A 22,680-nucleotide genomic window follows, 5' to 3' on the forward strand; every position below is an offset into this window, starting at 1 on the left:
GTGGACCCCGCGGCAGCCCTCCCGCCCGCGCAGGCGCGCCGGATGGACCGCGTCACGCAGCTGGCGCTGATGGCCGTACACGAAGCCTGGGCGGACGCCGGCCTCGATACCGCTACGGAGCTGGACACCGAGCGGCTCTCGGTCGCGGTCTCCTCCACCATCGGCGTACAGACCATGCTCGCTGCGCATCAGACGCTCCAGACCAAGGGCTGGAAGCACATGTCGCCCTACGCGGTGCCCTCCCTGCTGCCCAACAGCTCGGCGGCGCAGATAGCCATCCAGTACGGCGCCCAGGGCAGTGCCCATGCGCCGGTGAGCGCCTGTGCCTCGGGGACCGAGGCCATCGGGCTGGCGGCGGACATGATTCGCTTGGGCCGGGCCGACGTCGTGATCGCCGGCGGCGCCGAGGCGCCGATCCACCCGTTCGGCCTGGGCGGGTTCGCTGCCATGCGTGCCCTTTCCCGACGTAACGACGACCCGCAGCGTGCCTCCCGCCCTTTCGCCAAGAGCCGGGACGGTTTCCTGCTCGGCGAGGGCGCGGGCATCGTGATCCTTGAGTCGCAGGCCCACGCCCGCGCCCGCGGTGCCCGGGTCTACGGCCGGATCCTCGGTATCGGAATGTCTGTCGACGGGCACCGCATCGCCCAGCCGCAGCCCGAGGGACTCGGTGCGGCCAAAGCCATCACCCGGGCGCTCGCCGACGCCGGCCTGTCGATCACCGACATCGCCCATGTCAACGCCCACGCCACCTCCACACCGGCCGGAGACCTCGCCGAAGCCCGCGCCCTACATCGCGTGTGCGGCGCCCACACCGACCAGATCGCCGTCTCGGCTCCCAAGTCCATGATCGGACACCTGCAGAGCGGCTCCGGCCCCGTCGAGGCGATCACCACCCTGCTGGCCCTCTACCACCGCCTCGTGCCCCCGACCCTCAACGCAGAAGAGACCGACGACGCGATCGGCTTGGACATAGTGACCGGATCACCGCGCCAACTTCCTCAAGGACCACTGGCGGCCCTGAGCAACTCTTTCGGCTTCGGCGGCCATAACGCCACCTTGGTCCTCGCTTCCTGAACGGCCTCGCCCGCGGGTGATAGATCTGCCCATGACCAGCAGGTTCACTCCACTCCCACGCTGCCGCTGATGGTCAGGTCGCCCGGCAATCTCACCCACGGGAAGTCGACTGGCCCGCCCCGCCGCCTACACCCCCACCCTGAACCGCACCGGCGACGGCTGGGACCTGCGGCTCTCCCGGTAACGTTGTCGCTGCCGCTCACCCACATTGCCCGGAGCGCTTCAGCGTTCCCGGGCGATGTCGTCTCTGGGGGCCGGATCAGCGCCTATCAACTTCTGTCAGCAACACCGGTTCCCTGATCCGTTCCTACTCGGACCCCCTACTCGGTGGCGCCGCTCAGCAGCGTCTGAAGGTCCTCGTCCGTCATTCCCAAGGCCACCAGGAGTGCGCGGATCTCGCTGACGTATCCCCTGGAGCAGGTCGCACATCTCGATCAGGGCGGGCGTCGAAGGGCAGGACTCGGCCCCATGCAGCTGCCTCCTCGCGGCGAGCAGGTGGAGCGTCGCCATCGCCAGCTCGTGGACCATCTCATGCGCCACGTTGCCGGTGGACTTCCTCGAACCGCACTTCGCCATGCTGTGCTCAACGACCCGTCGCCGCCCAGGTGTCGGCCGCCCGCCGCGCCCGGCGCGGCGGCCTGTGGGTCATTCGTCGGTGCCGTCGCCGTCATCGTCGAGGTCGGGTGCGTCCGGGTCGCGCAGCGGGCGCAGGCCGCTGACCGGCTGGGAGGCGGTGAAGTTGTAGCGGCCCAGGACGTTCAGGTTCTTGTGCTTGAGCGGGGAGAGCCGGGCGACGTCCTCGTCGCGGATCTCGTGGCCCTCGGTGCGGAGCTGGGCGACGGCGGGTTCGCGATCTCCCGCTGGGTGGCCGACCCGTGGTGATCAAGTTGTTGGTTCGCCGTTTCATCTGCGACAACCGGCGGTGTGCACGACGGACGTTCGCCGAGCGGTTCAGTCAGCTGACCACTCCGTATGCCCACTGCACGCGGCGCCTGGGCGCCTGGCTGGAGACGATCGGGCTGGCGCTCGCCGGCCGGGCCGGGGCCCGGCTCGCGATGTCCTTCGGGATCGTGGCGGGCCGCATGACATTCCTGCGGCGGGTGATGGCGCTGCCTGATCCCGAGCGAGGGGTGCCGCGGGTCCTCGGCGTCGACGATTTCGCCACCCGCCGCGGAACTACGTACGCAACTATGATCACCAATGACGAGACGCACCAGTTCATCGACGTGCTGCCGGGCCGCGAGGCAGGGCCACTGGCCGCCTGGCTCACCGCGCACCCGGGCGTGGAGATCATCTGCCGGGACCGGGCCGGCGCCTATGCCGAGGGCTCCCGGCTCGGCGCCCCGGAAGCGGTCCAGGTCGCCGACCGCTTCCACCTCTGGCAGGGCCTCGGCCGGGCCGTGGAGAAGACCGTCAGGGCCCACCGCTCCTGCCTGCAGGAGCCAGTCCAGCCGTCGACGCCGGCGGATGGCACCAAGCCCGCGGCGGAGGCGGATCCCACCGGACCCCGAGCAGAACGCAAGCGGGCTGCCCACGCCCAGGTCCACGAGCTGATCGCCCAGGGACACAGCCTCCGGGCAATCGCCCGGCACCTGAAATGGGGTCAGACCACGGTGTTGAGATATGCGCACGCCGCCCGCTGGCAGGACACAATCGTCGGGATGCCGCCGCGGCCGAGCAAGCTCGACCCCTACAAGCCCTACCTGCAACGACGCTGGTCAGAAGGGTGCACAAACGCCCTCGCCCTGCACCGCGAGATCACCGCACAGGGCTACCCCGACGGATACGCCTCCGTCCGCGACTACCTCGCGGCCTTCCGCCCCAAGGCCGGCACCCCGGTGCCCGCACCACCAAGCGTCCGCCAGGTTACCGGCTGGCTCACCCGCCACCCCACCACACTCAGCGAGGAAGAACACCAGCATCTCAAGACGATCCTGGCCCGATGTCCCGAACTGGGGACCAGCCACCAGCGCATCCGCGACTTCGGCGAGATCCTCACCTGCCGCCTTGGTGCCCAACTCCCCGACTGGATCGGCGCCGTCGTCCAGGATGACCTGCCTGGACTGACCGGCTTCGCCCGCCACATGAACAACGACTTCGACGCCGTCACCGCCGGCCTCACCCTGTCCTGGAGCTCCGGCGGCACCGAAGGCGCCGTGAACCGCATCAAGAAGATCAAGAGACAACTCTACGGACGCGCCGAATTCGAACTCCTCCGCAAGATGATCCTGCTCTCGTAACCTCCGCGACCGCTCCCCCAAGAACTGTGCCAGCCCCCAATGCTGACTGCACCTGGTGCGGTCAGGATGTTGGTGTTCGTGGCATTGGACCGTAGATGAACGCTCGCGGTGGGCGGCTGCGTGTGTTCTGGCGTAGGGGGCACCGATGCCACCGACGCCGAAATGGAGCTACTTGACGACCTGGAAATGGAGCGAGGTGACCTCTCCGACCTCCTGCACACCGACCTTCTTGAGGGCGACTCCCTCCAGATCCGGGTCATCGAACAGCCGAAGCCCGGCGCCCAGCAACACCGCTGCCACATCGACGTGCAGTTCGTCGGCGAGCCCAGCCCGCAGGACCTGCTGGACCACGCTGGCGCCGAACGCCTGGACCACCCGTTGCCCGGCGGCCGCCTTCGCCTTGGCGATCGCCGAGGCGACCCCGTCGGTCACGAACGTGAAGGTCAACTGCGCGTCCCGTTTGGGCATGACCGGCGGCGGCGTGCGGGTGAGCACGAAGATGGGACCTGGAACTCGTAGTTGCCGACATACCAGTCCGGATCCTCGGCCATCGCAAACGACCGCCTGCCCATGACGACCGCGCCGGTTGCTTGGACCAGTGCGGTCATGTACTCACTGCCGCCAGAGGCGGCAGGGTCGGACAGCCGCGCCGCGCTGCCCCTGCGGTCGGCGACGAAGCCGTCCAGCGACATGGTCATACCTGTGTGCACCGTTGCCATGAGCTGCTCCCCAAAGACGTGGTTGTGCTGTGGCTGGGATAGACCACGCGGACAGCGAGATGACGCGATCACGGACGTGATCCGGGCCGAGTTCGGACTCTCCCAGCCGGGTGTCTCACAGCATCTGCGCGTGTTGCGTGACAGCGGGTTCGCGTCGGTGCGGGCTGAGGGCGCTCGCCGGTTCTACGCCGTCGAGCCCGTGCCGCTGAGCGAGATTGACGCGTGGTTGGACCGGTTTCGCCGGTTCTGGGATCAACGCCTCGACGCCCTGGAAACCGAGCTGGCCCGGGGCAGGCGTGCAGCTCGGACTCCGGCTGGCGGGGAGCCCACCCGACCGGCCGAGCCCGGCACCGATGCGGACAAGACCGATCCATCAGCGAAAGGCACAAGACGTGAAAGACGTATTGGACGAACTGGCCGCCGCACGCCGGGCAATGGGCAAGGGCAGCGTGCCCGCCGGCGACGCGTACACCATCGAGGTGCGGCGTCGATACCAAGCGCAAATCGACGACGTCTGGGACGCCCTTACCAACCCCGAGCGGCTGCATCGCTGGTTGAAACCGGTCACCGGGGATCTGCGACTCGGCGGGAAGTTCGAGCTGGACGGAGGTGAGCACGGCGAGATCCTCCGGTGCGAGCCACCGCGTCTGCTCAAAGTGTCCTGGCTCTACGGGCCGGACGCCGACGCGTGGCCCGGCACGAGCGAGGTGCAAGTGCGCCTGGCCCCAAGCCCGACCGGCGACACCGAATTCGAACTCATCCACGCAGCAGTCGTCGAGGAACCCCTCTTCCCGACATACGGCCCCGGTGCCGGCGGCGTCGGCTGGGACCTGCATCTCCTCGCCCTGACCCAGCTGTTGGCCGGTGGCGAGACCGCCGACCACGAGGCGGTCAAGAAGTCGCCCGAAGGGCGCGAGTTCATCCGGCGCAGCGCCGCGGCATGGGGCGAGGCTCACCTAGCCGCCGGTGGCGAACCGGTGCACGTCGCGGCCGCAGTCGCGGCCACCACCAAGTTCTACGCACCCGACCCGACCTGACTTCCCCGCTGCGGTGGGTTGACCGGCGTCCCGCCGCGCGCACCGCCGATGAGAATCGTCAATCGCGAGACGGATTTCAGACCTCTCCGCCGACGAGCAGGACGAGCAGGACGACAGCATGTTGTCCCACACCCGGAAGGAATGGGCGCGATGAAGTACACCAACTCGATCGAGATCGCCCTGCCGCGGGAGCGGGTGGCCCAGCTGCTCGCCGACCCGGCACACATACCGAAGTGGCTGCGAGGGATGGTGCTGCACGAGCCGGTGAGCGGGATACATGGGCAGCTCGGTACCAAGTCGCGGGTCGTGATGCAGTCGGGGAAGCGGGAGATCGAGTGCACCGAACCGATCACACGCCGGGATCCGGCAGACCTGCACGAGATCCCCAAAGAGGTCGTCGTTCACTTCGACCGAGAGATCGTCGGCGCGGGCATGTGGAGCGTCGTGCGCGATCGGCTGACCGAAGCCAATCCGGAGACGACGCTCTGGGAGAGCGAGAGTGAATACCGATTCAGCAGCCTGCTGATGCGGCTGGTGGGGCTTCTCATGCCAGGTGCCTTCCACAAGCAGTCCCAGCAACACATGCAGGACTTCAAGGCGTTCGCCGAACAGGGCATGGATGTCCGCGAAGGAAGTGACTGATCTGTCGCAAACAGCAACGTGAATCTCCGACGGCGATCGGCCGCTGCTTGGAGCGCCCGGTCACGGGATCTTGGGGCGCCTGTTTCACGGGGCGGCTCCGCCCACGGGTGAGTGCCTGCCTGCGATCCCGAGGCTCGGTCGGAATCGGCAGGGGTGACCATGGCGGCAGCATTGTCGTTGCGGAGACGTGCACGAACGTCTTGATTCAGCGCTGCCGATATGCCGTCAACAGCACCAAATTCCGACTGCTCCTTTTGGCGTAAAATGGGGGAGGGTCTGGGAATCGCAAGTCATGCGATTCCCGGACCCTGCACTTGAAGCAAAGGCTGCATCAGGCCCGGAGGATGCTCATCGGCCGCTGTGCCGGCATCCCGTTCGTGTCACCCGAGGCCAGCTGGCAGTCACACCGGAGGATGGCCATCGTCCACTTCGACTCGCCTTCGCGTACATAGCACTCAAAGTCAATAGTGCCAGGAATGTACTGGGGACTCGAAGGATTTGAGATGGACTCGCCGCGTGCGTCGCAGCTGGGCTTCCCGTAGAACCAGTTCGGGTAGTATTCCTCCCAGTACGGTTCCTGCTGGACCGCCACTCGTGGCGCTACTGCTGAGGATTCAGCGGCGGTAGCCTGCGTTGCCGTTACAGCGCCGAATCCGAGGAGCGCGGCACACACGGCCCCGCTTACAGCGAACCTCGATAACTTCATGACAAACTCCCTTCTTGCTTGTCCTGACGTGGCTGTTGTCGACCGTGTTGAACGTACCGTCGGGCGCCGGGGACCGGTCCCGGAAGCCTTGCGCCGAGGCGCGTACAACTGTCGCGTATCCGGAGGGAGTTCCCACTTTCCCGCTGCCACATAGCCCGGCGTGGCACGACGACGCGGTGGGCCAGTGGGGGCTGAAGCCTCCTGCGCGACGACCCGGTACAGTCCGTCGCGGGTCACGAATTGGTGAGTGCTGTTTGTGATCTGTTTGGCCGTCGGCTGCCTTGATCTCAACTGAGGACGGGTCCCCCAACTGCCCTTTATCGTTAGGGGCTATGACCGCTGAGCCGTGCCGTAGCGTGTACCGTTTTTCAGGGGACTGGGTCGGGGCCTGGTTCACTGAGCTTCTTCGAGTTGGCCACCGATCGGGTGATGGGCCGTGAAGCGCAACGAGCGAGGCCCCCGGGCTGTTGATCGAGATGTCTGACGTCTCAATCACGTTGCTCGGGGGCCTCGTTGGTCATCCATCCTGCCGTACTCGACCTTCCGCATGCACTCGTGGAGTGGGTCACCATGGTGATCGTCACCCGTGAGGGCGACCGACGCTGCAAGCTCCGCCCGTCCCAGCGCGCGATGGTGGCACTGGTGTACCTGCGCGAACACACCACTCTCGCGAAGATCGCCGCTGGATTCGGGATCAGCGAGTCCACCGCCCACGCCTACACCAGCGCGGTCGTCGACCTGCTCGCCGAACGTGCACCGGGCCTGTTGAAGACGCTGCGCGAGCACGAACCCGACTTCGTCCTGCTCGACGGCACCCTCGCCGAGTGCGACCGGGTCGGCGACGGCCGGGCCGACTACTCCCACTGTGAGTGCTGCAGTTCGGCTTCCTCGAGGGCGGCGGCCGCCTCCGGGTGGGTCATGCCGGTGGCGCGCTGGCGGACCGCGCGGCGGCCGACCTTCGCCCAGTCGACCGGCTCACGGCGCGCGGCCGCGCGGTCGGCGGGGACGCGCGGGCGCCGGTGGGATGGGGGTACGGGGGTACTCACACGAGCCTCCCAATCGTCGCGGAAAAACGAACGGATGACGGATCCGCCGCGCGCCGGGCGCAGCGGATGACTGAGCCGAAACTCAGGAGTTGTCACCGGTGGAGCCGGGTGAGCTGCCAAATGGGAACAGCCGAAGCAACTTGGTTGTCACAAACGAGGCACCCGACTTGTCACAAGTACTCATTCGGCAGGCCTTCGGCCATCACGAAGATCGAGACTCCCTGGCTCTCTGTGGCGATTCCAAGGCCACGGCCGGGTACACGCGCTGGGCTGAAGAGGGTAGCCGCACGGGGCACCGACAAACGCCGGGCGCGTCACAGAAGCCGGGCCAGGGCCCTCTCGGACGGGCTCCCGGCCGTCGCCTGGTACACGATGATCACCTGTTGCTCGGCGCCGCCGACGGTGAGCGCCTGCCGTCGCAGGGCGAGGCTGCCGACGACTGGGTGCGCGAAGCGCTTGAGTTCGTCACGGGCGGGCCGCGTCTCGTGCCGCACCCACAGACGGCGGAACTCCCCGTCCGTCTCCAGCTCGGCGACCAGGCGGACGGTCCTGGGGTCGCGTGGGTCGGCTTCGGCGCGCAGGGCCGCTGCGGTCTGCGCCGCCACCTCCGCCCAGTCGGGGAAGAGGCTCCGGGACGCCGGGTCGAGGAAGACCGCCCGGGCCAGGTTGTGCCCGGGCTCGTACATCGGGGCGAGCGCGCGGGCTCGCTTGTTCGCCGCCAGCACGTCGAAGCACCGGTCGCGGACGTACGCAGGCCGGTCCGCCCACGCGTCGAGCAGCCGGTGCACGTCCGCGGAGACCTCGGTCCGCGACGGCGGCACGGGGTCGGGGCCGGCAAGGGCGAGCAGGTGTGCCGAGGCGTCGGCGTCCAGCTCCAGCGCCCGCGCGAGGGAGCGCAGCACCTGGGGCGAGGGGTGCCGGTCGACGCCCTGTTCGAGCCGGACCAGGTACGGCTCGCTGATTCCGGCGAGCCGGGCCAGTTCCTCCCGGCGCAGCCCCGCCACCCGGCGTCGTCCAGTGGCGGGCACGGCCACGTCCGCTGGCGCGACCCGTCCGCGCCGGGCCTTGAGGAAATCTCCCAGAAGGTTGTCAGCCGCCATGGCGCGAGGGTAACCCTGCGGGGGTGCTGGCTGCCGAGGTGCAAACGGCGCAGGCTCGATGACATGAAGACCTGGTTCATCACCGGCGCATCCCGCGGCTTCGGCCGTATCTGGGCCGAGGCCGCTCTCGACCGCGGCGACCGCGTCGCCGCCACCGCACGCGACCCCGAGACCCTGCGGCCCCTCCTGGACGCCCACGGGGACGACATCCTCCCGCTCCGCCTCGACGTGACCGACCGCACCGCCGCGACCGCCGCAGTGCGGCAGGCCGCCGAGACCTTCGGCCGCCTCGACGTGGTCGTCAACAACGCGGGCTACGGCCTGTTCGGCATGGTCGAGGAAACCACCGAGGAACAGGCCCGCGCCCAGCTCGAAACCAACCTGTTCGGCCCGCTGTGGGTGACGCAGGCGGCCCTGCCGTACCTGCGGGCCCAGGGCAGCGGCCACATCCTGCAGGTCTCCAGCCTCGGTGGCCTCGCTGCCTTCCCCACGCTGGGGCTGTACAACGCCTCGAAGTGGGCCCTGGAGGGGATGAGCGAGGCCCTGGCCCAGGAGATCGGCCCGTTCGGGATCAACGTCACCCTGGTCGAACCCGGCCCCTACGGCACCGACTGGTCGGGCGCTTCCGCGGCACACACCGAACCGCTCCCCGCCTACGAACCCATCCGCGCCGCGCGCCGGGCCGGCGCGTCCGCCCGCATGCCCCAGGACGCGCGGGCCACCGCCGCCGCCGTCCTCGAACTCGTCGACACCGACGCACCACCCCTGCGGCTCTTCCTCGGCACCTACCCCTATCCGGTTGTCGAGGCGGCCTACCGGAAGCGGCTCGACACGTGGAACGACTGGCGAGACCTCGCGTCCCGGGCGTGACCGGCACGGCGCACTCCGGGGCGCCCAGGGTCTGCGCCCGCCATCTGCTGCAACACCCATGCGCGACATCGATGCCGGCTTCGTCCGATGTCCACCGGTGATGTCGGGCAACAGGCCCTCCATCTGCCCGCCGACCGGTGCCGGGCGATGAGCGCATTCAGCCCACGGTGAGCTGAAAGTTGTCACCGGCGTCGGGTACGGGCCACCTCGACGGTGGCCGGGACACCACCTCGGCGTGACACGAAGGGTGCGCTGAGTCGCTGACCTGCAGTTGCCACTGCGCCTCGGTCTCCGGGCCCTCCTGTACGGGCGGGCGTGGACACACGCCGAGGGGCCGGTGTCGCTGTTCAACCATGCGGTGACGTGGCTGCGCCGGCACCGGGTGCTGCTGCCGGGTGTCTCGGTGCTGGCGCGGCAGGTCTCGGAGGCCCGTACGGCGGCCGAGCGGCGCCTGTACCAGTCGGTGGCGCGGGCCGCGCACCGCGTGGACCCGCAGCTTGCGCCAGCGCTGAAGATGCTGCTGGTCGTGCCGGAGGGCAGGCGGGTCTGGGAGCTGGAGAGGCTGCGTACCCCGGGGCGCCGGTGAAGGCGAGCTGGGACACGAGTGTCATCCAGCGTCGTAGCGGTGGCGCGCGCGCTCGATCTCTCCATGGTGGTCCGTGACCCACTGGGCGAGCGCATGGACGATGGTGCGCAGGCTCTCGCCCAGTGGCGTCAGTTGGTACTCGACGCGCGGGGGCACCTCGGCGTAGACGGTGCGGGAGACGACCCCGTCGCGTTCCAGGTGGCGCAGGGTGAGGGTGAGCATGCGCTGGGAGACGCCTGGAACCCGCTGGTGCAGGGCGCCGAACCGCAAGGGACCGCGGCTGAGGATGCCGATGACCAGGACCGACCACTTGTCGCCGATCCGGTCGAGGGTCTCCCGGAACCTTCGGCCGTTGTCCGGCCAGCTCTCGCACGGGTGGGGGGCATCGGCAGGCCAGGCGTCGCCCGGGTGCGGGGCGGCGGCACGGTCAGGGTCAGTGGTGTGCTTTGCGTACATCAATGTGCCTTTTGTGAGGTCCTCGCTACATCCCTATGGTGGGGCTACGTACTAATCGTAACTAAGCGAGGAGTGACATGCCAGTCCAGCGTCTCAACCACGCCGTGCTCTACGTCCGCGACGTCGAACGCAGCGTCGCCTTCTACACCGACCTGCTGAACTTCCGCATCGACCACCGCCTCCACGCCGACGGCGGCAAGGTGCCCGAGGCCGCGTTCCTTAAGGCCGAGGAGTCGACCAACGACCACGACCTGGCCTTCATGCAGATCGAGGGCCCGGCTTCCCCGCAGAGCCCGGGCCGACGTCCTGGGCTCGCGCACCTGGCGTGGGAGGTGGACACCCTGGCCGAGCTCCAGCAGATCCGCGGCAAGCTGCTGCAGGCAGGTGAGCTGGCCCACGAGATCGACCACGGCACCACCAAGTCGCTATACGCCAGCGACCCGGACGGTCTGCAGTTCGAAGTGTGCTGGCTGGTGCCCGCCGACAGGATCAACGAGGTGACCCGCGAGGCCTTCGCACCGCTCGACCTGGACGCGGTCATCGCACAATTCGGCGCCGACCTCCCAGGCGGGACCGGCATCTCCGCTCCGGCCCGCCACTGAACCAGCAAACGCCGTCTTTCCCCGGCGGGCCATCATGCCCGGCCCGCCGGCGCCCCTCTCAAGCGCCGCCCCGACCCACTGGAGGCCAGTCACCATGCAATCCACAGGAGTCCCCGCCACCACCCGGCTGACCGTCGATGTCTGGGCGGACGTGCTGTGCCCGTGGTGCTACCTGGGCGAGCGGCGGCTGGACACGGCCATCGCCTCCTACCCGCACGCGGCGCACATCGCCCTGAGGGTGCACTCCTTCCAGCTCGATCCGGATGCCCCGACCAAGGCCGTCCCGACCCTGGAGTACCTGGCGGGGAAGTACGGGGTGGGCCAGGCACAGGCGCGGGCCGATTCGGGCTGCATCGGGCTTTGCGGAAGATCCGCCATGACTTCAGTCGTGCGACGCCGCGCTCAACTTGTGCCCGCGCCGCCGAGAGCGCGCGGTTGACGGTTTGCTGGGTGGGTGTGAGGTCGCGGCCCGGTGGGCGTCTGAGGGATGTCGTCACCCACGGGCCTGCTCCCATGTAGGCGCGGTCGGCAAGGACCGGGGACCGGGATGCCCTGGCGTTCGCAGATCCGGATGATCCGGTGGGTGCGGGCCGCGGTGAGGTCGTCGCACGGCCGGGCAGTGCGGGTGAGATCCACAGCAGCCGTCCGGCCGGGTCGGTCACCAGCTGCACGTTCACGCCGTGCCGGCGGTGCTTGATGCCGCTATGTTCGTCAAGCTGCGGTCATCAGGGTCGCTGAAGTATCAGGCTGCTGGTGGCGCGTGATCATGTCGGCGCGGATCAGGTGGTATACCTCGCGGGCTGCGTAGCGTTTCAGGCAGCGCATGACCTCGCGTTTTCCCTTTCCTTCGGCGGTGCGTCGCTCCAGGTAGAGGCGGGTGCGCTCGTCTTGTCTCATGCGGGTGACCACGATGCGGTGCAGCGCGGCGTTGGCCTGCCTGTCTCCGCCGCGGTTGAGCCGACGGCGCTGGCTCTTCCCTGAGGACTTCTCGACAGGACTGACACCGCACAGGGCGGCGAAGGATGCCTCGCTGCCCAGCCGTTCCGGGTTGTCGCCTGCGGTGATCAGCAGGGCCGCCGCGCTGTCCGGTCCGATCCCGAGCTGCTCCAGCAGGCTGGGCGCGGTAGCCCGGATCGCTATGGTCATCCGTCTTTCGAGCTCGGTGGCTTCTTGCCGCAGCTGCACGACGCGCTGTGCCAGCAGCCGCAGCGTGAAGACCGCCGTGTCGGCTGCCGGGTTGCCCTCGCGGGTGTCGGCCAGTTCTGCGCACCGGCGGAGCAGTAGCGCAGTCGAGAGCGGCTCCAGCTCCTCGCGCAGGGCGGACGGAGCGTTGACCAGCACGGCCTTGAGCTGGTTGAGCGCTTGGGTGCGGGCTTTGACCGCGGAGTTCTTCGCCAACCGGAGCATGCGCAGCGCTTCCACTTGCCCGTCGCCGCTCTTCGGTAGCGCTCGTGCGATGCCGGACAGCGCGGCCCGGGCGGCAGCCTCGGCGTCGATGGCGTCGGTCTTGCCGCGGCGGCGCCGGGTGGATCGGTCGGGCTGGTTAACCTCCACCACCGAAACCTGCTGGGTCGCGAGGTAGCGGGCCAGGCCCGCACCGTAGGAGCCGGTGCACTCCACCCCAGCCCGCAGCACCGTCCCGCACTGGCGTGCCCAGTCGAGAAGGTGACGGTAGCCGGCCGCGGTGGCCGGGAACTCCCCGCTGCTCAGCAGCCCGCCAAGGTGGTCAAGGACGGCGGCGACGTGCACGTCCTTGTGGGTGTCGACACCGAGCACCACCACGCGCGGCTCGGCCGCGGCCTCGACAGCGTGGACAGCGGGAAAGGCAGCAGGCATGCCGAGGGTGGTCACGGTGCTCCTGTTCGACGACGTACCGATAGTCAGCGCCGGTCGGTGGAGCGGTCAGGACTGTGACGGTGCCTTCGAGGCCAAGGCCCCTAATCCGTTGTGTGAAGGTTGTTCAGAGGGCCGCAGTTGGGCCTCTGGGCTGTCTGGCGTGACGGACGCCTGTAAGGCCCCTGGCTGACGAGGCCTCCCGATAGAGCGGCGCCGTCACGGCGGTGGGTTTCACGGGGCATGCGGACGCCGGGCAGATGCCTGGGAATCTCCCCGGCCGTGAGGCCTCACGAGAGAGCGGCGCGGTTCCGGCGTCTCCACGTCCCGTGAAACCCACCACCGCATGCCGTCCGTTGTCGTCGTGGCGCGAGCCCGCCGCAGGGCGACCTCCTGTCCACCTCCGCGAGCCGCGAGCTCTGGCGCAGACAGAGGCCCCTGGGGTGCGCTGGTGTCGCGAACGGCTACCGAGATGGCGGACCGACCGAGTCCTGGGATTAGGACGCCGCGTGACCCGCATGAGCTCGTGACCTGGGAAAACAACTCGAGGATGGGAGAACGTGTGACTGTGTTCTGCGGGATCGACTGGGCAGAGAGGCACCACGACGTCGCGCTGGTCGACGAGGCCGGCGAACTACTGGCCAAGCGGCGGATCAGCGATGACGCGGCCGGCTACCGGATGCTGCTGGAGCTCCTGGCCGAGCATGGTGACAGCCCTGAGTCGCCGATACCTGTGGCCATCGAGACCAGCCGTGGCCTGCTCGTAGCAGTCCTGCGGACCGGCAGCCGCAAGGTCTTCGCGATCAACCCGCTTGCCGCCTCCCGCTACCGTGACCGCCACGGTGTGTCCCGCAAGAAGTCCGATCCAGGCGATGCCCTTGTGTTGGCGAACATCCTCCGAACCGACATGGCCGTTCACCGGCCGCTGCCAGCGGACTCCGACCAGGCCCAGGCCATCGCGGTGCTGGCTCGAGCTCAGCAGGACGCGGTCTGGAACCGCCAGCAGATCGGCAACCAGATCCGCTCCCTGCTGCGCGAGTACTACCCCGCTGCCCTGGATGCCTTCCTGGCCAAGCAGGGCGGGCTGGCCCGCGAGGAGGCTCGCATCATCCTGGCCAAGGCCCCAACGCCGGCGGAAGGCTCGCGGCTGTCTCTGAGCCAGCTGCGCTCCGCCCTCAAGCGCGCCGGTCGCGTCCGCGGCGTTGAAGAAGAGGCTGCCCGTCTGCGCGGTGTCCTGCGGGCCGAGTACGCTCACCAGCCCGCTGCTGTCGAGAACGCCTTCGGCAGGCAACTTCTCGCTCTGCTCAAGCAGTTCGAGGCAGCCTGCCAGGCCAGTGATGACCTTGCCGAAGCAGTTGACGCCAGCTTTCACGAGCATCCCGATGCTGAGATACTCCTGAGCTTCCCGGGCCTCGGTGTCCAGCTCGCCGCACGTGTTCTCGCCGAGACCGGCGACGACCGCAACCGCTTCTCCGACGCCCGCGGACTGAAGGCATACGCCGGATCCGCACCGATCACCCGAGCCTCCAGCAAGAAACACTACGTGGGACGCCGCATGGTCAAGAACAACCGACTCCACCACGCCGGCTATCTGTGGGCTTTCTCCTCCCTGCGCTCATCACCTGGAGCCCAGGCCCACTACCGTCACCGACGCGAGGCCGGCGACTGGCACGCACAAGCTCAGCGACACCTGTTCAACCGCCTGCTCGGACAGCTGTTCCACTGCCTCCAAAAGCGAGTTCCCTTCGACGAAGAACATGCCTTCAACCCGCACGTGCCCTCATCAACGGCATCTGCTGCTTGACTTCTTCAGATCCCGAGATGTCTATCGGGACACGCTCCGCCGGCCCAGTGCCGGTACGTGCCGCTCCGGCCGGGCTGACAGATCAAACACAAGGCACAAGCGGCCAGTGAGAGTACGAGTCAAGCCGCGGCCAGAACGACACGGCCACCATCCTCACAGTGGGAGTAGTCGGCCCGGCTGTCACCGACCCGGTCGCACTCCGCGCGCGTGCCGTCGAGCAGGACATAGTCCGGGTCGGCCTCGCGCAGGGCGCGCAGCAGGCCGGGCACGCGATCGGCGAGCAGGTCGAGGACGGCTGCCACGTAGGCGTGGGCGGTGCCGACTGAGATACCGAAGCCGGCCGCGAGCTGCGCGAGGGGTCGTGTCGACGCAGGTACACCAGACCGACCAGGGCACGTTGGTGCGGGCCCGGAACAGCACCCAGCCAGTCACGCACGCAGCTCCGGCTTGTCCGCCCGCTCGCAGCCAGCGCACCGATTGCCCACACCGCAGGTCCCGGCCGGCTCAACGTGGCTGCCCGGCTCCTGCCGCGTGCAGCAGTTGTGCCGAGTACGGGTTGAGTTCGATCGGCGCGTCTTCGCCGACCACCACCGTGCCTCCGAGGTGTGCCAGATGGCGGCCGAACGCGTAGTTCGGCTCGAAGGCGAAACTCATTCCGGGCGCCAGTTCCATGCTGGGCAGGAACGTGGGGTGGTCGGATACGCGGGGATACCCTTCGGTGCCGGGGATGCGGCTGAAGAGTCCGCGGCCCTTGCCCACGGAGAGCCCGGGGTTGAGTGAGTGCACCGCGATCAGGAACGGCCAGCCGTCGGCGGCGTCGATCGGCTCGTGCATGGCGTCGACGAGTTCGCCGAACGTGTGCCCCGGGCGAAGCGCCTTGAGACCGGCGTCGTAGGACGCGCGGCACACGTCCGCGGCACGGTGGAAGTCCTCGTGCACGTCACCGACGGCGATGGTGACCTGGTTCTGGGCGTGGCGTCCGCCGAAGCTGGAGAACACCTCGGCGTAGATGACATCGCCGTCCTCCAGGACACGGGGAGCCTGCGCGCGCTGGCCCCAGGCCGGCGGCCCCGCCGCCACCACGTCCGGCCCCGACCACAGGTGCATGGCAGGGGGCAGCGACCCGTGGCTGTATCCCGCGGCCATACCCGCCGCGTACACCCGGCTCTCCCTAACACCGGGCGCGGCGGTCGCCACCATGGCCTCGACCATGGCGTCACCGATCCTGGCCGAGTGCCGCAGTACGGCGATCTCCTCCTCGCCGAGCCGCATGACGAGTTGGCCGAATGGGAGATCGACCGGCTCGAAGACGGCGTCGGGAAAGCGGGACAGGACGTTGTTCCAGAGGCCGTAGGGGATGATTCCCTCGGGATGCCACGGCATGTGGGAGCCGAGGCCGATAACGCCGATGACCGCCTCGGCAAGACTCAGCTCGTCGAGTGTTTCGATGATCGTGCCGGAATGACGGGTGCCGCGCAGGTGGTGCGGGGGGGATCCACGGGGTGTCTCCGCGTCGGCGGGACTCCAGGTGGTCCATGACGAACATGGGCCCCGGCAGCAGGGAGACCGGCTCACCGGTCCTGGGGAAGACAACCGTCGTGCCGGCCCGGCCGTTGGTGAACCAGGTGTCGTAGGCGACCGGCGCGGGGCCCGCGTCCTCGTGCTCGCCGAAGACCAGCAGCGCATCGAGGCCCTCGCAGGCCATGAAGTCCCTCGCCAGGTTCCATCGGCGGTCGCGCTCGATCGTGGAAAAGACCGGTATCCGTGCTTCGGTCATGTTCACTCTCTTCCTCGGGCCGTCGCGCCGACCCGGCAGGTCAGCGGGAACGGCGGATCCCCGCACCTGGCGTGGGACCGGCGTACATGACCAGCGTGAGGCGTCTCTCCGAGGGGAACCAGGACCACCCCTGTCCCCGGCTCCGCGGGGGCTGCCCTCGGCGCGTGGACGGTGTGACGGGTCACCGGACTACCGGGTCACCGGGTCGCCTGGAAGTTCTGCGTCCCGATCGTCCGCAGCAGTGCGAGCTTCTCGCGTGCGTCGGTGCCCTCGGTCGGGAAGAACGCCAGAACCTTGGTGTCCGCCTCGGGCGAGAGCAGGACCTCGCAGGTCAGGTGCAGGACGCCGACCTCGGGGTGCAGGAACCTCTTCCGGTCGAAGCGGTGCACCGCCACCTCGTGGCGTTCCCACAGAGCACGGAACTCCTCGCTGCGCTCCAGCAGGCCGTGGACCAGATCGGTGACGTCGGCATCACCCCCGCGCCGCGCGGAGGTCGCCCGCAGATCGCTGACGTGCGCGAGCGAATGCCGTGGCCAGTCCTCCTCCGGGAAGCAGGTGCGCAGGGCCGGCTCGGTGAACCACCGCCAAACAATGTTCGCCGAGCGATCGGCGCGGCGCTCAGCGGTCCACCCCAGGGTGATCGCGGCAACGGTGTTCTGCCACAGCACCGCGCCCAGATCGCTGACGACAAATGCCGGGATGTCGCCGAGTCGGTCCAGCAGACTCATTACCCCGGGCCGCACGTACCCACCCGAGTAGCGGGCCGGGGCCGAGAATCCGGCCAGATGGTACAGGTGGTCACGCTCGTCGGGATCGCAGCGCAGCGCGCGGGCCAGCGACGCCACGATGGTCTCGGAGGGGTTCGCGCCGCGGCGCTGTTCCAGCCGGGCGTAGTAGTCCGTGGAGATGTTCGCCAGCTGGGCCACCTCGTCGCGCCGCAGACCCGGCGTACGCCGCCGCACACCCTCGGGCAGACCTATGTCGGCCGGGCGCAGCAGCTCCCGGCGACGGCGGAGGAAATCAGCAAAGCCAAGACGGTCGATCATGTCTCCAGTAGACCCCCGCCCCGCCCGTTCCGGACAGTCGCCAACCGCGGACAGCTTGTCCCTGGCTGAGACACCACCCGGTCGGTGATCCTGACCTGGCCGGGTTCGCAGATCCGCCCGGGCGGTGAAAGCCGAGAGACGGCCGTGGTGCCCCGCCGGCCGGGGGCCACGGGGTCTTCGTCCTCCGAGCCTGCCACCCGCCCCGTCGAACACGCGGAGCCGGCATGGCATGCCGGTCTCTCACTCCGCAGGGACGGCGGTCCCGCGCCGGCTCCCGTCATCAACAACATCGAAAACCAGAAAACCAGGAGGAACGGCCATGACTGCGATCCTGATCACCGGCGGCCACTCGGGCATCGGTCTCGCCGCGGCGCGGGTGCTCGCCGCGCAGCACATCGACCTCGTCCTCGCGGGCCGCAGCGTGGAGCGCATGCGACCGGTCGCCGACGAGCTGAGCGCGCAGCACGGCGTGTCGGTGACGACGCTGACGCTCGACACCTCGTCGCTCGCCTCGGTCAGGGCGGCCGCCACGCGGTTCCGCACGATGCTCGACTCCGGTGAGGTCTCCGGGCTCGACGCGATCGTCTGCAATGCCGGCGGTCGCTTCGACGGCGACATCTCCTACAGCCTCGACGGGTACGAGACGACCTTCGCGACCAACTGCCTGGGCCACTTCCTCCTCGTCGAGCTGCTGTTCCCCAGCCTTTCCGAGAAGGGCCGCGTCGTCTACACCGCCAGCGGCACCCACGACCCGGACTCGATGGACGGCCGCCTGGTCGGTGCCGCCGTGGAGCCGGACGCTGTCGCGCTGGCCACCAATGGAAAGGGCGGCGGCAAGGCACTGCCTGCCGGCAAGCGCTACTCCACCTCGAAGCTGTGCACCGTGATGTACGCCTACGAGCTGGACCGCAGGCTACGCAGGGCCCACAGTTCGGTGTCCTCGATCGCCTTCGATCCGGGATCCGTGCCCGAGACCGGATTCCTCCGCGACATGCCGAGGCCAGTGCAATGGGTTTCGAACACGGCGGCCATGAAGTGGGTCTCCAAGCGCATAGGCGTCATCACCTCGGACGCGGAGTTCTCAGGGGCTTCGCTGGCGGCACTCGCCGCCGACCCCGGCTATGCGCAGGCATCCGGCACGTACTTCCAGGCCCACGACAGGGCCCTCTCGGCCGTGCGCTCCGCGCGGCTCTCCTACGACGAACGGCGCGCGACGCATCTGTGGGACGACTCCAAGCGCCTCGTCCACCTGACCGACGACGAAGAGCCGACGCAGCTCCGGTAGGAGATGCCCGGGATCTGGCGCTGCAAGTCGGTGTAGCGCATCGGGCCGCCCTCCAGGACGGCGATGATCAACATGCTCCACTTGTCACCCACCCGGTCGAGCACCTGGCGGATGAAGGCCATGTGATCGGCGGGGATGCTCGCGCACGGCCCGACCGTAGCCGCCATCCCGTTACCCGCGCTGTCCTGCATAGCGCCCGTTCCTCTCCGTCGCGCACACCGATGTGCCTTTTGTATCGCCTTCCATACTGGCCCATCATGGCGTTACGAACAAACAGTAGGAATTGGAGGTCAGGCCATGAAGGTAGAGATCTGGTCGGAGATCGCCTGCCCCTGGTGCGGTCTGGGCGGCCATAGGTTGGACCGGGCCGTGGAGCGATTCGAGCACAGCGGCCACGTAGAAGTGATCCACCGCTCGTTCCCTCTGGGCAGTGGCCTGCCCGAGGACCGCACGCTCAGCGTCCGCGAATTTGTGCTGGCCAAGTACGGCGCCATCCCTGGGCAGGCCGGCGTACCGGATATCGAAGGCATGGCCGCCGCCGAGGGCCTGGCCCCCTACCGGGTCCTGGACAACCGAGTCGGGAACACCGACCTGGCCCACGAGTTCCTGGCCCACGCCTCCGCCGAAGGCAAGAACGGCGAAGCCTGGAACATGATCTTCCGCGCCTACTTCGGCAAGGCCGAGTCGATCTTCACGCTCGACGACCTGCTCGGGTTCTCCGACAAGCTCGGCCTGGACCGCGAACAGACTCGCCAGGTACTCGCCGACCGGCGCTACCGCCGTCAGGTACAGGAAGACGCACACAAGGCGCAGCAACTCGGGGCAACCGGCGCCCCCTTCACCGTCATCGACGGCTGGTAGGCCGTGCCGGGCGCTCAGGACACCGACACCCTGCTAGGCATCCTGCGCCAGGTCTGGGACGAGGCCCACCCGACCGTTCTCGATGCCGACAACGACGCGGCCATCTGCGGCCCGGACGGCTGCGCGGTTCCCGCCGCCCACGCCTGATCCACACGCAGGCCGGGCATCCGATCTCCGCATGTCCCGGCGGTCACAACACGGAAGAGATCTCACTGTGCCCACTCTCGCCATCGTCGGCGCCGGCTCTGGCATGGGCCTGGCCATCGCCCGCACTTTCGGCAGCCGCGGCTTCGACGTCGCCCTGATCGCCCGTACCAAGGAGAAGCTGGAAACGCTGGTCGCCCAGCTCGGCCAGGAAGGCATCACGGCAGCCGCGTTCCCCGCCGACATCCTCGACCGCGCCTCACTGACCGATGCCCTGGACGTGGCCAAGGCCCGCTTCGGCGGCATCGACGTACTGGAGTATTCGCCGGCCCCGCACGCCCCGGTGCCCGGCCTCACCCTGGCCGCTCCCTCGGAGGTCACGGTGGACAATCTGCAGCCGATGATCGAGTACGGCTTCTACGGCGCCATCACGGCGGCCCGGACGGTACTGCCCGCGATGCGCGAGGCGGGCGCCGGGACCCTGCTGTTCACCACCGGTGGCGGTTCCGTGGACCCGGTGCCGATGTTCGGCAATGCCAACGCGGCCCAGGCAGCTCTGCGCAACTGGGTGATCAACCTGAACAAGGAACTGGCCGGCAGCGGCGTGCACGCCGCCCACGTGGTGATCAACGTCTGGATCGGCGGGGGCGGCCCGGAAGGCAGCCCGACGGCCACGCCCGAGCAGATCGCCCCCCCTGTTCTGGGACCTGCACGAAAACCGCGACCGCTCCGAGGCCGTCTTCACCGCCTGACCGGCCGGCTCACCCCGTACTTGTGCTCCAGCGCCCGCCCCGACATCCCAGCCTTGGAGACACGCCGGATCGCCGCGGTCCTGTACAGGATTGGTGGTGTTGATGAGTTTAAAGGTTCTGGTCCACTTCTTGTGGGCGCGTACGCGGGGTGACCGTTGATCTTCGCGTGATGCTGGTTGAGTTCGCCCGAAAATCGCCCAACTGGACGGTGGTGTGGTCGACAGTCCTTCGCCGTGAACGAAGTGCTGCCACAGCTGGATGATCTGTTGTTCTCCTCGGTCGAGGGCGTGTTGGTGGAGTCGGTCGAGGTGACCGACACGGCCGTCCGGATCGAGGCTCGTACGTCCGCAGGGCGGGCGGTCTGCCCGGGGTGCGGGTGCTGGTCGGGCCGAATACATGGCTTTTACCTGCGGTTTCCGCATGACCTGCCGACAGCGGGCAAGCTCGTCGTGGTGTCGTTACGCGTGCGGCGGTTCGTCTGCGCGGAGGACTGCTGCCCGCGCAAGACCTTCGTCGAGCAAGTACCCGGACTCACCCGCAGGTTCGGGCGACGGACCGAGCGGCTGCGGTCGACCCTGGTGGCGGTCGGTCTTGCGCTCGCGGGCCGGGCCGGTGCCCGGATGACGGGCGCCTTCAAGGTTCCGGTCAGCCGGAACACCCTGTTGAGGCCGATCGCCTCGCTTCCGGACCCCGCCGTCGCAGCACCCCGCGTGGTCGGCGTGGACGAGTACGCCCAGCGCAAGGGCCGTGTCTACGGAACCGTGCTCGTCGATGTCGAGACACGTCGGCCGGTCGACCTCCTTCCCGACCGGGAGGCGGACACGCTCGCGGCCCGGCTCGCCGAGCGGCCCGGCATCGAAATCATCTGCCGTGACCGGGCCACCTTCTTCGCCGAAGGAGCCACCCGCGGCGCCCCACAGGCCCTCCAGGTCGCCGACCGATGGCATCTCTGGCACAACCTGGGAGAAGCCGCCGAGAAGTGCGTCTACCGGCACCGCGGCTGCTTGCGCCCCACGTCGGCTCAGCCGGAGCAACCGCAGGAAGAGGCGGAGCCGACCGCGTCGTCGCCCTGGCCGACAGGGCACCGGTTCGCCGAACGCACCCGCGCCAAGCACGCCACCATCCACGCGCTCCTCGCCGCCGGTCACAGCAAGCGGTCCGTCGCCCGGCAGCTCGGCATGACCCTCAACACGATCCTGCGCTTCTCCCGCGCCACGACTCCGGAGGAGATGTTCACCGGTCAGTGGCAAAGTCGTGCGACCAGGCTCGACGCCTACAAGCCTTACCTCGATCAGCGCTGGCAGGAAGGCTGCACCAACGCCTGGAAACTGTGGGAGGAGATCAAGGAACAGGGCTATCCACGCGGATACGCAAGCGTCCGCGACTACGTCAGAAGGACCCTTCGCGGCAAGCCCCAACCGGTCTGCCCCCGGCCACCATCCGCCCGCGCCGTCACCCGCTGGATCCTCACGCACCCCGACGCGCTACCCGAAGGCGATCGGATCCAGCTCAAAGCCGCCCTGGCCAACTGCCCCGAGCTGACGGCACTCGCCGAACACGTGCGCTCCTTCGCCCACATGCTCACGCACCTGCACGGCGACCAGCTCCCCGAATGGATCGAAGCAGCCAGCGCCACCAACGAACTGCCCAGCCTCCGCCACTTCGCTCAGCACCTCCTGCGCGATCTCGACGCTGTCAGCGCCGGCCTCACCCTCCCCTGGAACTCCGGCGTCGTGGAAGGCCATGTCAACCGGATCAAAATGCTCAAGCGCCAGATGTTTCGCCGTGCGGGATTCGCCTTGCTTCGCAAACGAGTCCTCCTGGCCACCTGAGCGTTTGTCAGTGTCTGCTGGAATGCTGGCTTCGTCCGCGAGAGCGATACCAGGAGCCGTGCATGGGAACGTGGGGAACAGGCCCATTCGACAGCGATCTCGCTGCCGACTTCGTCGATGAACTTGAGGGACTGACTTCTCAGAGGGCGTTTATGCAGGTCAAGCCCTATATGCGACTCTCGTTCCTGCCCTGCTTTGAGGGCTTTCATCCCCTAGGCGGCGAATGGCGCTCTCCAGGGCGGAGGCGCGGCCATCCGTCTCGTTCGCT

General features: G+C 68.6%; 22 protein-coding genes and 6 pseudogenes. 17 read left to right on the forward strand and 11 right to left on the reverse strand.

Annotation, left to right across the window (positions count from 1 at the left end; genetic code table 11):
- A partial coding sequence (locus G6048_RS34720) for a beta-ketoacyl-[acyl-carrier-protein] synthase family protein (RefSeq protein WP_206342486.1) occupies nucleotides 1–1,074 on the forward strand: 1,074 nt, incomplete at its 5' end.
- 645 nt (nucleotides 1,075–1,719) lie between these two features.
- Here the strand turns inward: G6048_RS34720 and G6048_RS52045 are convergent.
- Nucleotides 1,720–1,923, reverse strand: a pseudogene (locus G6048_RS52045) (Tn3 family transposase); the annotation flags it as partial.
- Nucleotides 1,924–1,949: 26 nt separating this feature from the next.
- Between G6048_RS52045 and G6048_RS34730 the strand changes: the two are divergent.
- Nucleotides 1,950–3,314, forward strand: coding sequence for an ISL3 family transposase (locus tag G6048_RS34730; protein ID WP_328827846.1), 1,365 nt, complete (start codon nucleotides 1,950–1,952; stop codon nucleotides 3,312–3,314).
- A gap of 168 nt (nucleotides 3,315–3,482) precedes the next feature.
- Here G6048_RS34730 and G6048_RS48865 read toward each other — a convergent pair whose 3' ends face one another.
- Together G6048_RS48865 and G6048_RS48870 are read right to left on the reverse strand one after the other, a co-directional pair.
- A complete protein-coding gene (locus tag G6048_RS48865; protein WP_328827858.1) occupies nucleotides 3,483–3,782 on the reverse strand; it encodes a dihydrofolate reductase family protein in 300 nt (99 codons plus the stop codon).
- Nucleotides 3,758–4,033 carry a dihydrofolate reductase family protein gene (locus G6048_RS48870; protein ID WP_206342493.1) on the reverse strand — a complete coding sequence of 92 codons (276 nt, stop codon included), beginning with the start codon at nucleotides 4,031–4,033 and terminating at the stop codon, nucleotides 3,758–3,760. The genes G6048_RS48865 and G6048_RS48870 overlap by 25 nt, the downstream gene beginning before the upstream one ends.
- 73 nt (nucleotides 4,034–4,106) lie before the next feature.
- Between G6048_RS48870 and G6048_RS34740 the strand changes: the two are divergent.
- The 4 genes and pseudogenes from G6048_RS34740 to G6048_RS34755 form a co-directional block, all read left to right on the forward strand.
- A pseudogene (locus G6048_RS34740) lies at nucleotides 4,107–4,340 on the forward strand (ArsR/SmtB family transcription factor); the annotation flags it as partial.
- A gap of 85 nt (nucleotides 4,341–4,425) precedes the next feature.
- Complete coding sequence (locus tag G6048_RS34745; protein WP_328827849.1) at nucleotides 4,426–5,070, forward strand: SRPBCC domain-containing protein; 645 nt, start codon at nucleotides 4,426–4,428, stop codon at nucleotides 5,068–5,070.
- A gap of 150 nt (nucleotides 5,071–5,220) precedes the next feature.
- Nucleotides 5,221–5,712, forward strand: coding sequence for an SRPBCC family protein (locus G6048_RS34750; RefSeq protein WP_165343572.1), 492 nt, complete (start codon nucleotides 5,221–5,223; stop codon nucleotides 5,710–5,712).
- Nucleotides 5,713–6,931: 1,219 nt separating this feature from the next.
- A pseudogene (locus tag G6048_RS34755) lies at nucleotides 6,932–7,286 on the forward strand (helix-turn-helix domain-containing protein); the annotation flags it as partial.
- Between the two features lie 492 nt (nucleotides 7,287–7,778).
- Here the strand turns inward: G6048_RS34755 and G6048_RS34760 are convergent.
- On the reverse strand, nucleotides 7,779–8,564 hold the full coding sequence (locus G6048_RS34760) for a helix-turn-helix domain-containing protein (RefSeq protein WP_165343573.1): 786 nt from the start codon (nucleotides 8,562–8,564) through the stop codon (nucleotides 7,779–7,781).
- Between the two features lie 63 nt (nucleotides 8,565–8,627).
- Here G6048_RS34760 and G6048_RS34765 point away from each other — a divergent pair, with 63 nt between their 5' ends.
- Together G6048_RS34765 and G6048_RS34770 are read left to right on the forward strand one after the other, a co-directional pair.
- Complete coding sequence (locus tag G6048_RS34765; protein WP_165343574.1) at nucleotides 8,628–9,434, forward strand: SDR family oxidoreductase; 807 nt, start codon at nucleotides 8,628–8,630, stop codon at nucleotides 9,432–9,434.
- Between the two features lie 292 nt (nucleotides 9,435–9,726).
- Nucleotides 9,727–10,017, forward strand: a pseudogene (locus G6048_RS34770) (DUF4158 domain-containing protein); the annotation flags it as partial.
- Between the two features lie 24 nt (nucleotides 10,018–10,041).
- On the opposite strand, the gene G6048_RS34775 reads toward G6048_RS34770, so the two are convergent.
- A complete protein-coding gene (locus G6048_RS34775) occupies nucleotides 10,042–10,476 on the reverse strand; it encodes a winged helix-turn-helix transcriptional regulator (RefSeq protein WP_165343575.1) in 435 nt (144 codons plus the stop codon).
- Between the two features lie 77 nt (nucleotides 10,477–10,553).
- Between G6048_RS34775 and G6048_RS34780 the strand changes: the two genes are divergently transcribed.
- Together G6048_RS34780 and G6048_RS48875 are read left to right on the forward strand one after the other, a co-directional pair.
- A complete protein-coding gene (locus G6048_RS34780) occupies nucleotides 10,554–11,078 on the forward strand; it encodes a VOC family protein (protein WP_165343576.1) in 525 nt (174 codons plus the stop codon).
- A 94-nt stretch (nucleotides 11,079–11,172) separates the two neighbouring features.
- The gene (locus tag G6048_RS48875; RefSeq protein WP_206342490.1) at nucleotides 11,173–11,517 is read left to right on the forward strand and encodes a DsbA family protein; all 345 of its coding nucleotides are present in this window, start codon (nucleotides 11,173–11,175) and stop codon (nucleotides 11,515–11,517) included.
- Here the strand turns inward: G6048_RS48875 and G6048_RS48880 are convergent.
- Both G6048_RS48880 and G6048_RS34790 read right to left on the reverse strand, forming a co-directional pair.
- Nucleotides 11,480–11,755 (reverse strand): annotated as a pseudogene (locus G6048_RS48880) (transposase family protein); the annotation flags it as partial. The gene G6048_RS48875 and the pseudogene G6048_RS48880 sit on opposite strands and share 38 nt — an antisense overlap.
- Before the next feature lie 34 nt (nucleotides 11,756–11,789).
- Nucleotides 11,790–12,914 carry an IS110 family RNA-guided transposase gene (locus tag G6048_RS34790; RefSeq protein WP_165343587.1) on the reverse strand — a complete coding sequence of 375 codons (1,125 nt, stop codon included), beginning with the start codon at nucleotides 12,912–12,914 and terminating at the stop codon, nucleotides 11,790–11,792.
- Between the two features lie 547 nt (nucleotides 12,915–13,461).
- On the opposite strand from G6048_RS34790, the gene G6048_RS34795 reads away from it, so the two are divergent.
- Nucleotides 13,462–14,715, forward strand: a complete 1,254-nt coding sequence (locus G6048_RS34795) for an IS110 family RNA-guided transposase (RefSeq protein WP_165343578.1) — start codon at nucleotides 13,462–13,464, stop codon at nucleotides 14,713–14,715.
- A 161-nt stretch (nucleotides 14,716–14,876) separates the two neighbouring features.
- Here G6048_RS34795 and G6048_RS34800 read toward each other — a convergent pair.
- The 3 genes and pseudogenes from G6048_RS34800 to G6048_RS34810 form a co-directional block, all read right to left on the reverse strand.
- Nucleotides 14,877–15,121: pseudogene (locus tag G6048_RS34800) on the reverse strand (helix-turn-helix domain-containing protein); the annotation flags it as partial.
- Between the two features lie 98 nt (nucleotides 15,122–15,219).
- Complete coding sequence (locus G6048_RS34805; RefSeq protein ID WP_165343579.1) at nucleotides 15,220–16,098, reverse strand: M24 family metallopeptidase; 879 nt, start codon at nucleotides 16,096–16,098, stop codon at nucleotides 15,220–15,222.
- A gap of 591 nt (nucleotides 16,099–16,689) precedes the next feature.
- The gene (locus G6048_RS34810) at nucleotides 16,690–17,538 is read right to left on the reverse strand and encodes a helix-turn-helix transcriptional regulator (RefSeq protein ID WP_206342491.1); all 849 of its coding nucleotides are present in this window, start codon (nucleotides 17,536–17,538) and stop codon (nucleotides 16,690–16,692) included.
- A 319-nt stretch (nucleotides 17,539–17,857) separates the two neighbouring features.
- Here G6048_RS34810 and G6048_RS34815 point away from each other — a divergent pair, with 319 nt between their 5' ends.
- Nucleotides 17,858–18,823 carry an SDR family NAD(P)-dependent oxidoreductase gene (locus G6048_RS34815; protein WP_165343580.1) on the forward strand — a complete coding sequence of 322 codons (966 nt, stop codon included), beginning with the start codon at nucleotides 17,858–17,860 and terminating at the stop codon, nucleotides 18,821–18,823.
- On the opposite strand, the gene G6048_RS52050 is transcribed toward G6048_RS34815, so the two are convergent.
- A complete protein-coding gene (locus G6048_RS52050) occupies nucleotides 18,733–19,014 on the reverse strand; it encodes a winged helix-turn-helix transcriptional regulator (RefSeq protein ID WP_165343581.1) in 282 nt (93 codons plus the stop codon). The two genes, G6048_RS34815 and G6048_RS52050, sit on opposite strands and share 91 nt — an antisense overlap.
- 106 nt (nucleotides 19,015–19,120) lie before the next feature.
- On the opposite strand from G6048_RS52050, the gene G6048_RS34825 reads away from it, so the two are divergent.
- The 5 genes from G6048_RS34825 to G6048_RS52055 all read left to right on the forward strand — a co-directional run.
- Complete coding sequence (locus tag G6048_RS34825) at nucleotides 19,121–19,684, forward strand: DsbA family oxidoreductase (RefSeq protein ID WP_235990729.1); 564 nt, start codon at nucleotides 19,121–19,123, stop codon at nucleotides 19,682–19,684.
- Nucleotides 19,685–19,687: 3 nt separating this feature from the next.
- Nucleotides 19,688–19,831: a hypothetical protein gene (locus tag G6048_RS50275; protein ID WP_235990732.1), complete on the forward strand. Its 144-nt coding sequence runs from the start codon at nucleotides 19,688–19,690 to the stop codon at nucleotides 19,829–19,831.
- 67 nt (nucleotides 19,832–19,898) lie between these two features.
- Complete coding sequence (locus tag G6048_RS34830; RefSeq protein ID WP_328827856.1) at nucleotides 19,899–20,732, forward strand: SDR family NAD(P)-dependent oxidoreductase; 834 nt, start codon at nucleotides 19,899–19,901, stop codon at nucleotides 20,730–20,732.
- 81 nt (nucleotides 20,733–20,813) lie between these two features.
- Nucleotides 20,814–22,412: an ISL3 family transposase gene (locus tag G6048_RS34835; RefSeq protein ID WP_165343582.1), complete on the forward strand. Its 1,599-nt coding sequence runs from the start codon at nucleotides 20,814–20,816 to the stop codon at nucleotides 22,410–22,412.
- A gap of 62 nt (nucleotides 22,413–22,474) precedes the next feature.
- The coding region (locus tag G6048_RS52055; RefSeq protein WP_165343583.1) for a DUF4259 domain-containing protein at nucleotides 22,475–22,680 on the forward strand (206 nt) is incomplete at its 3' end.

This window comes from Streptomyces ureilyticus, from assembly GCF_011045025.1.
GTDB lineage: Bacteria > Actinomycetota > Actinomycetes > Streptomycetales > Streptomycetaceae > Streptomyces > Streptomyces ureilyticus.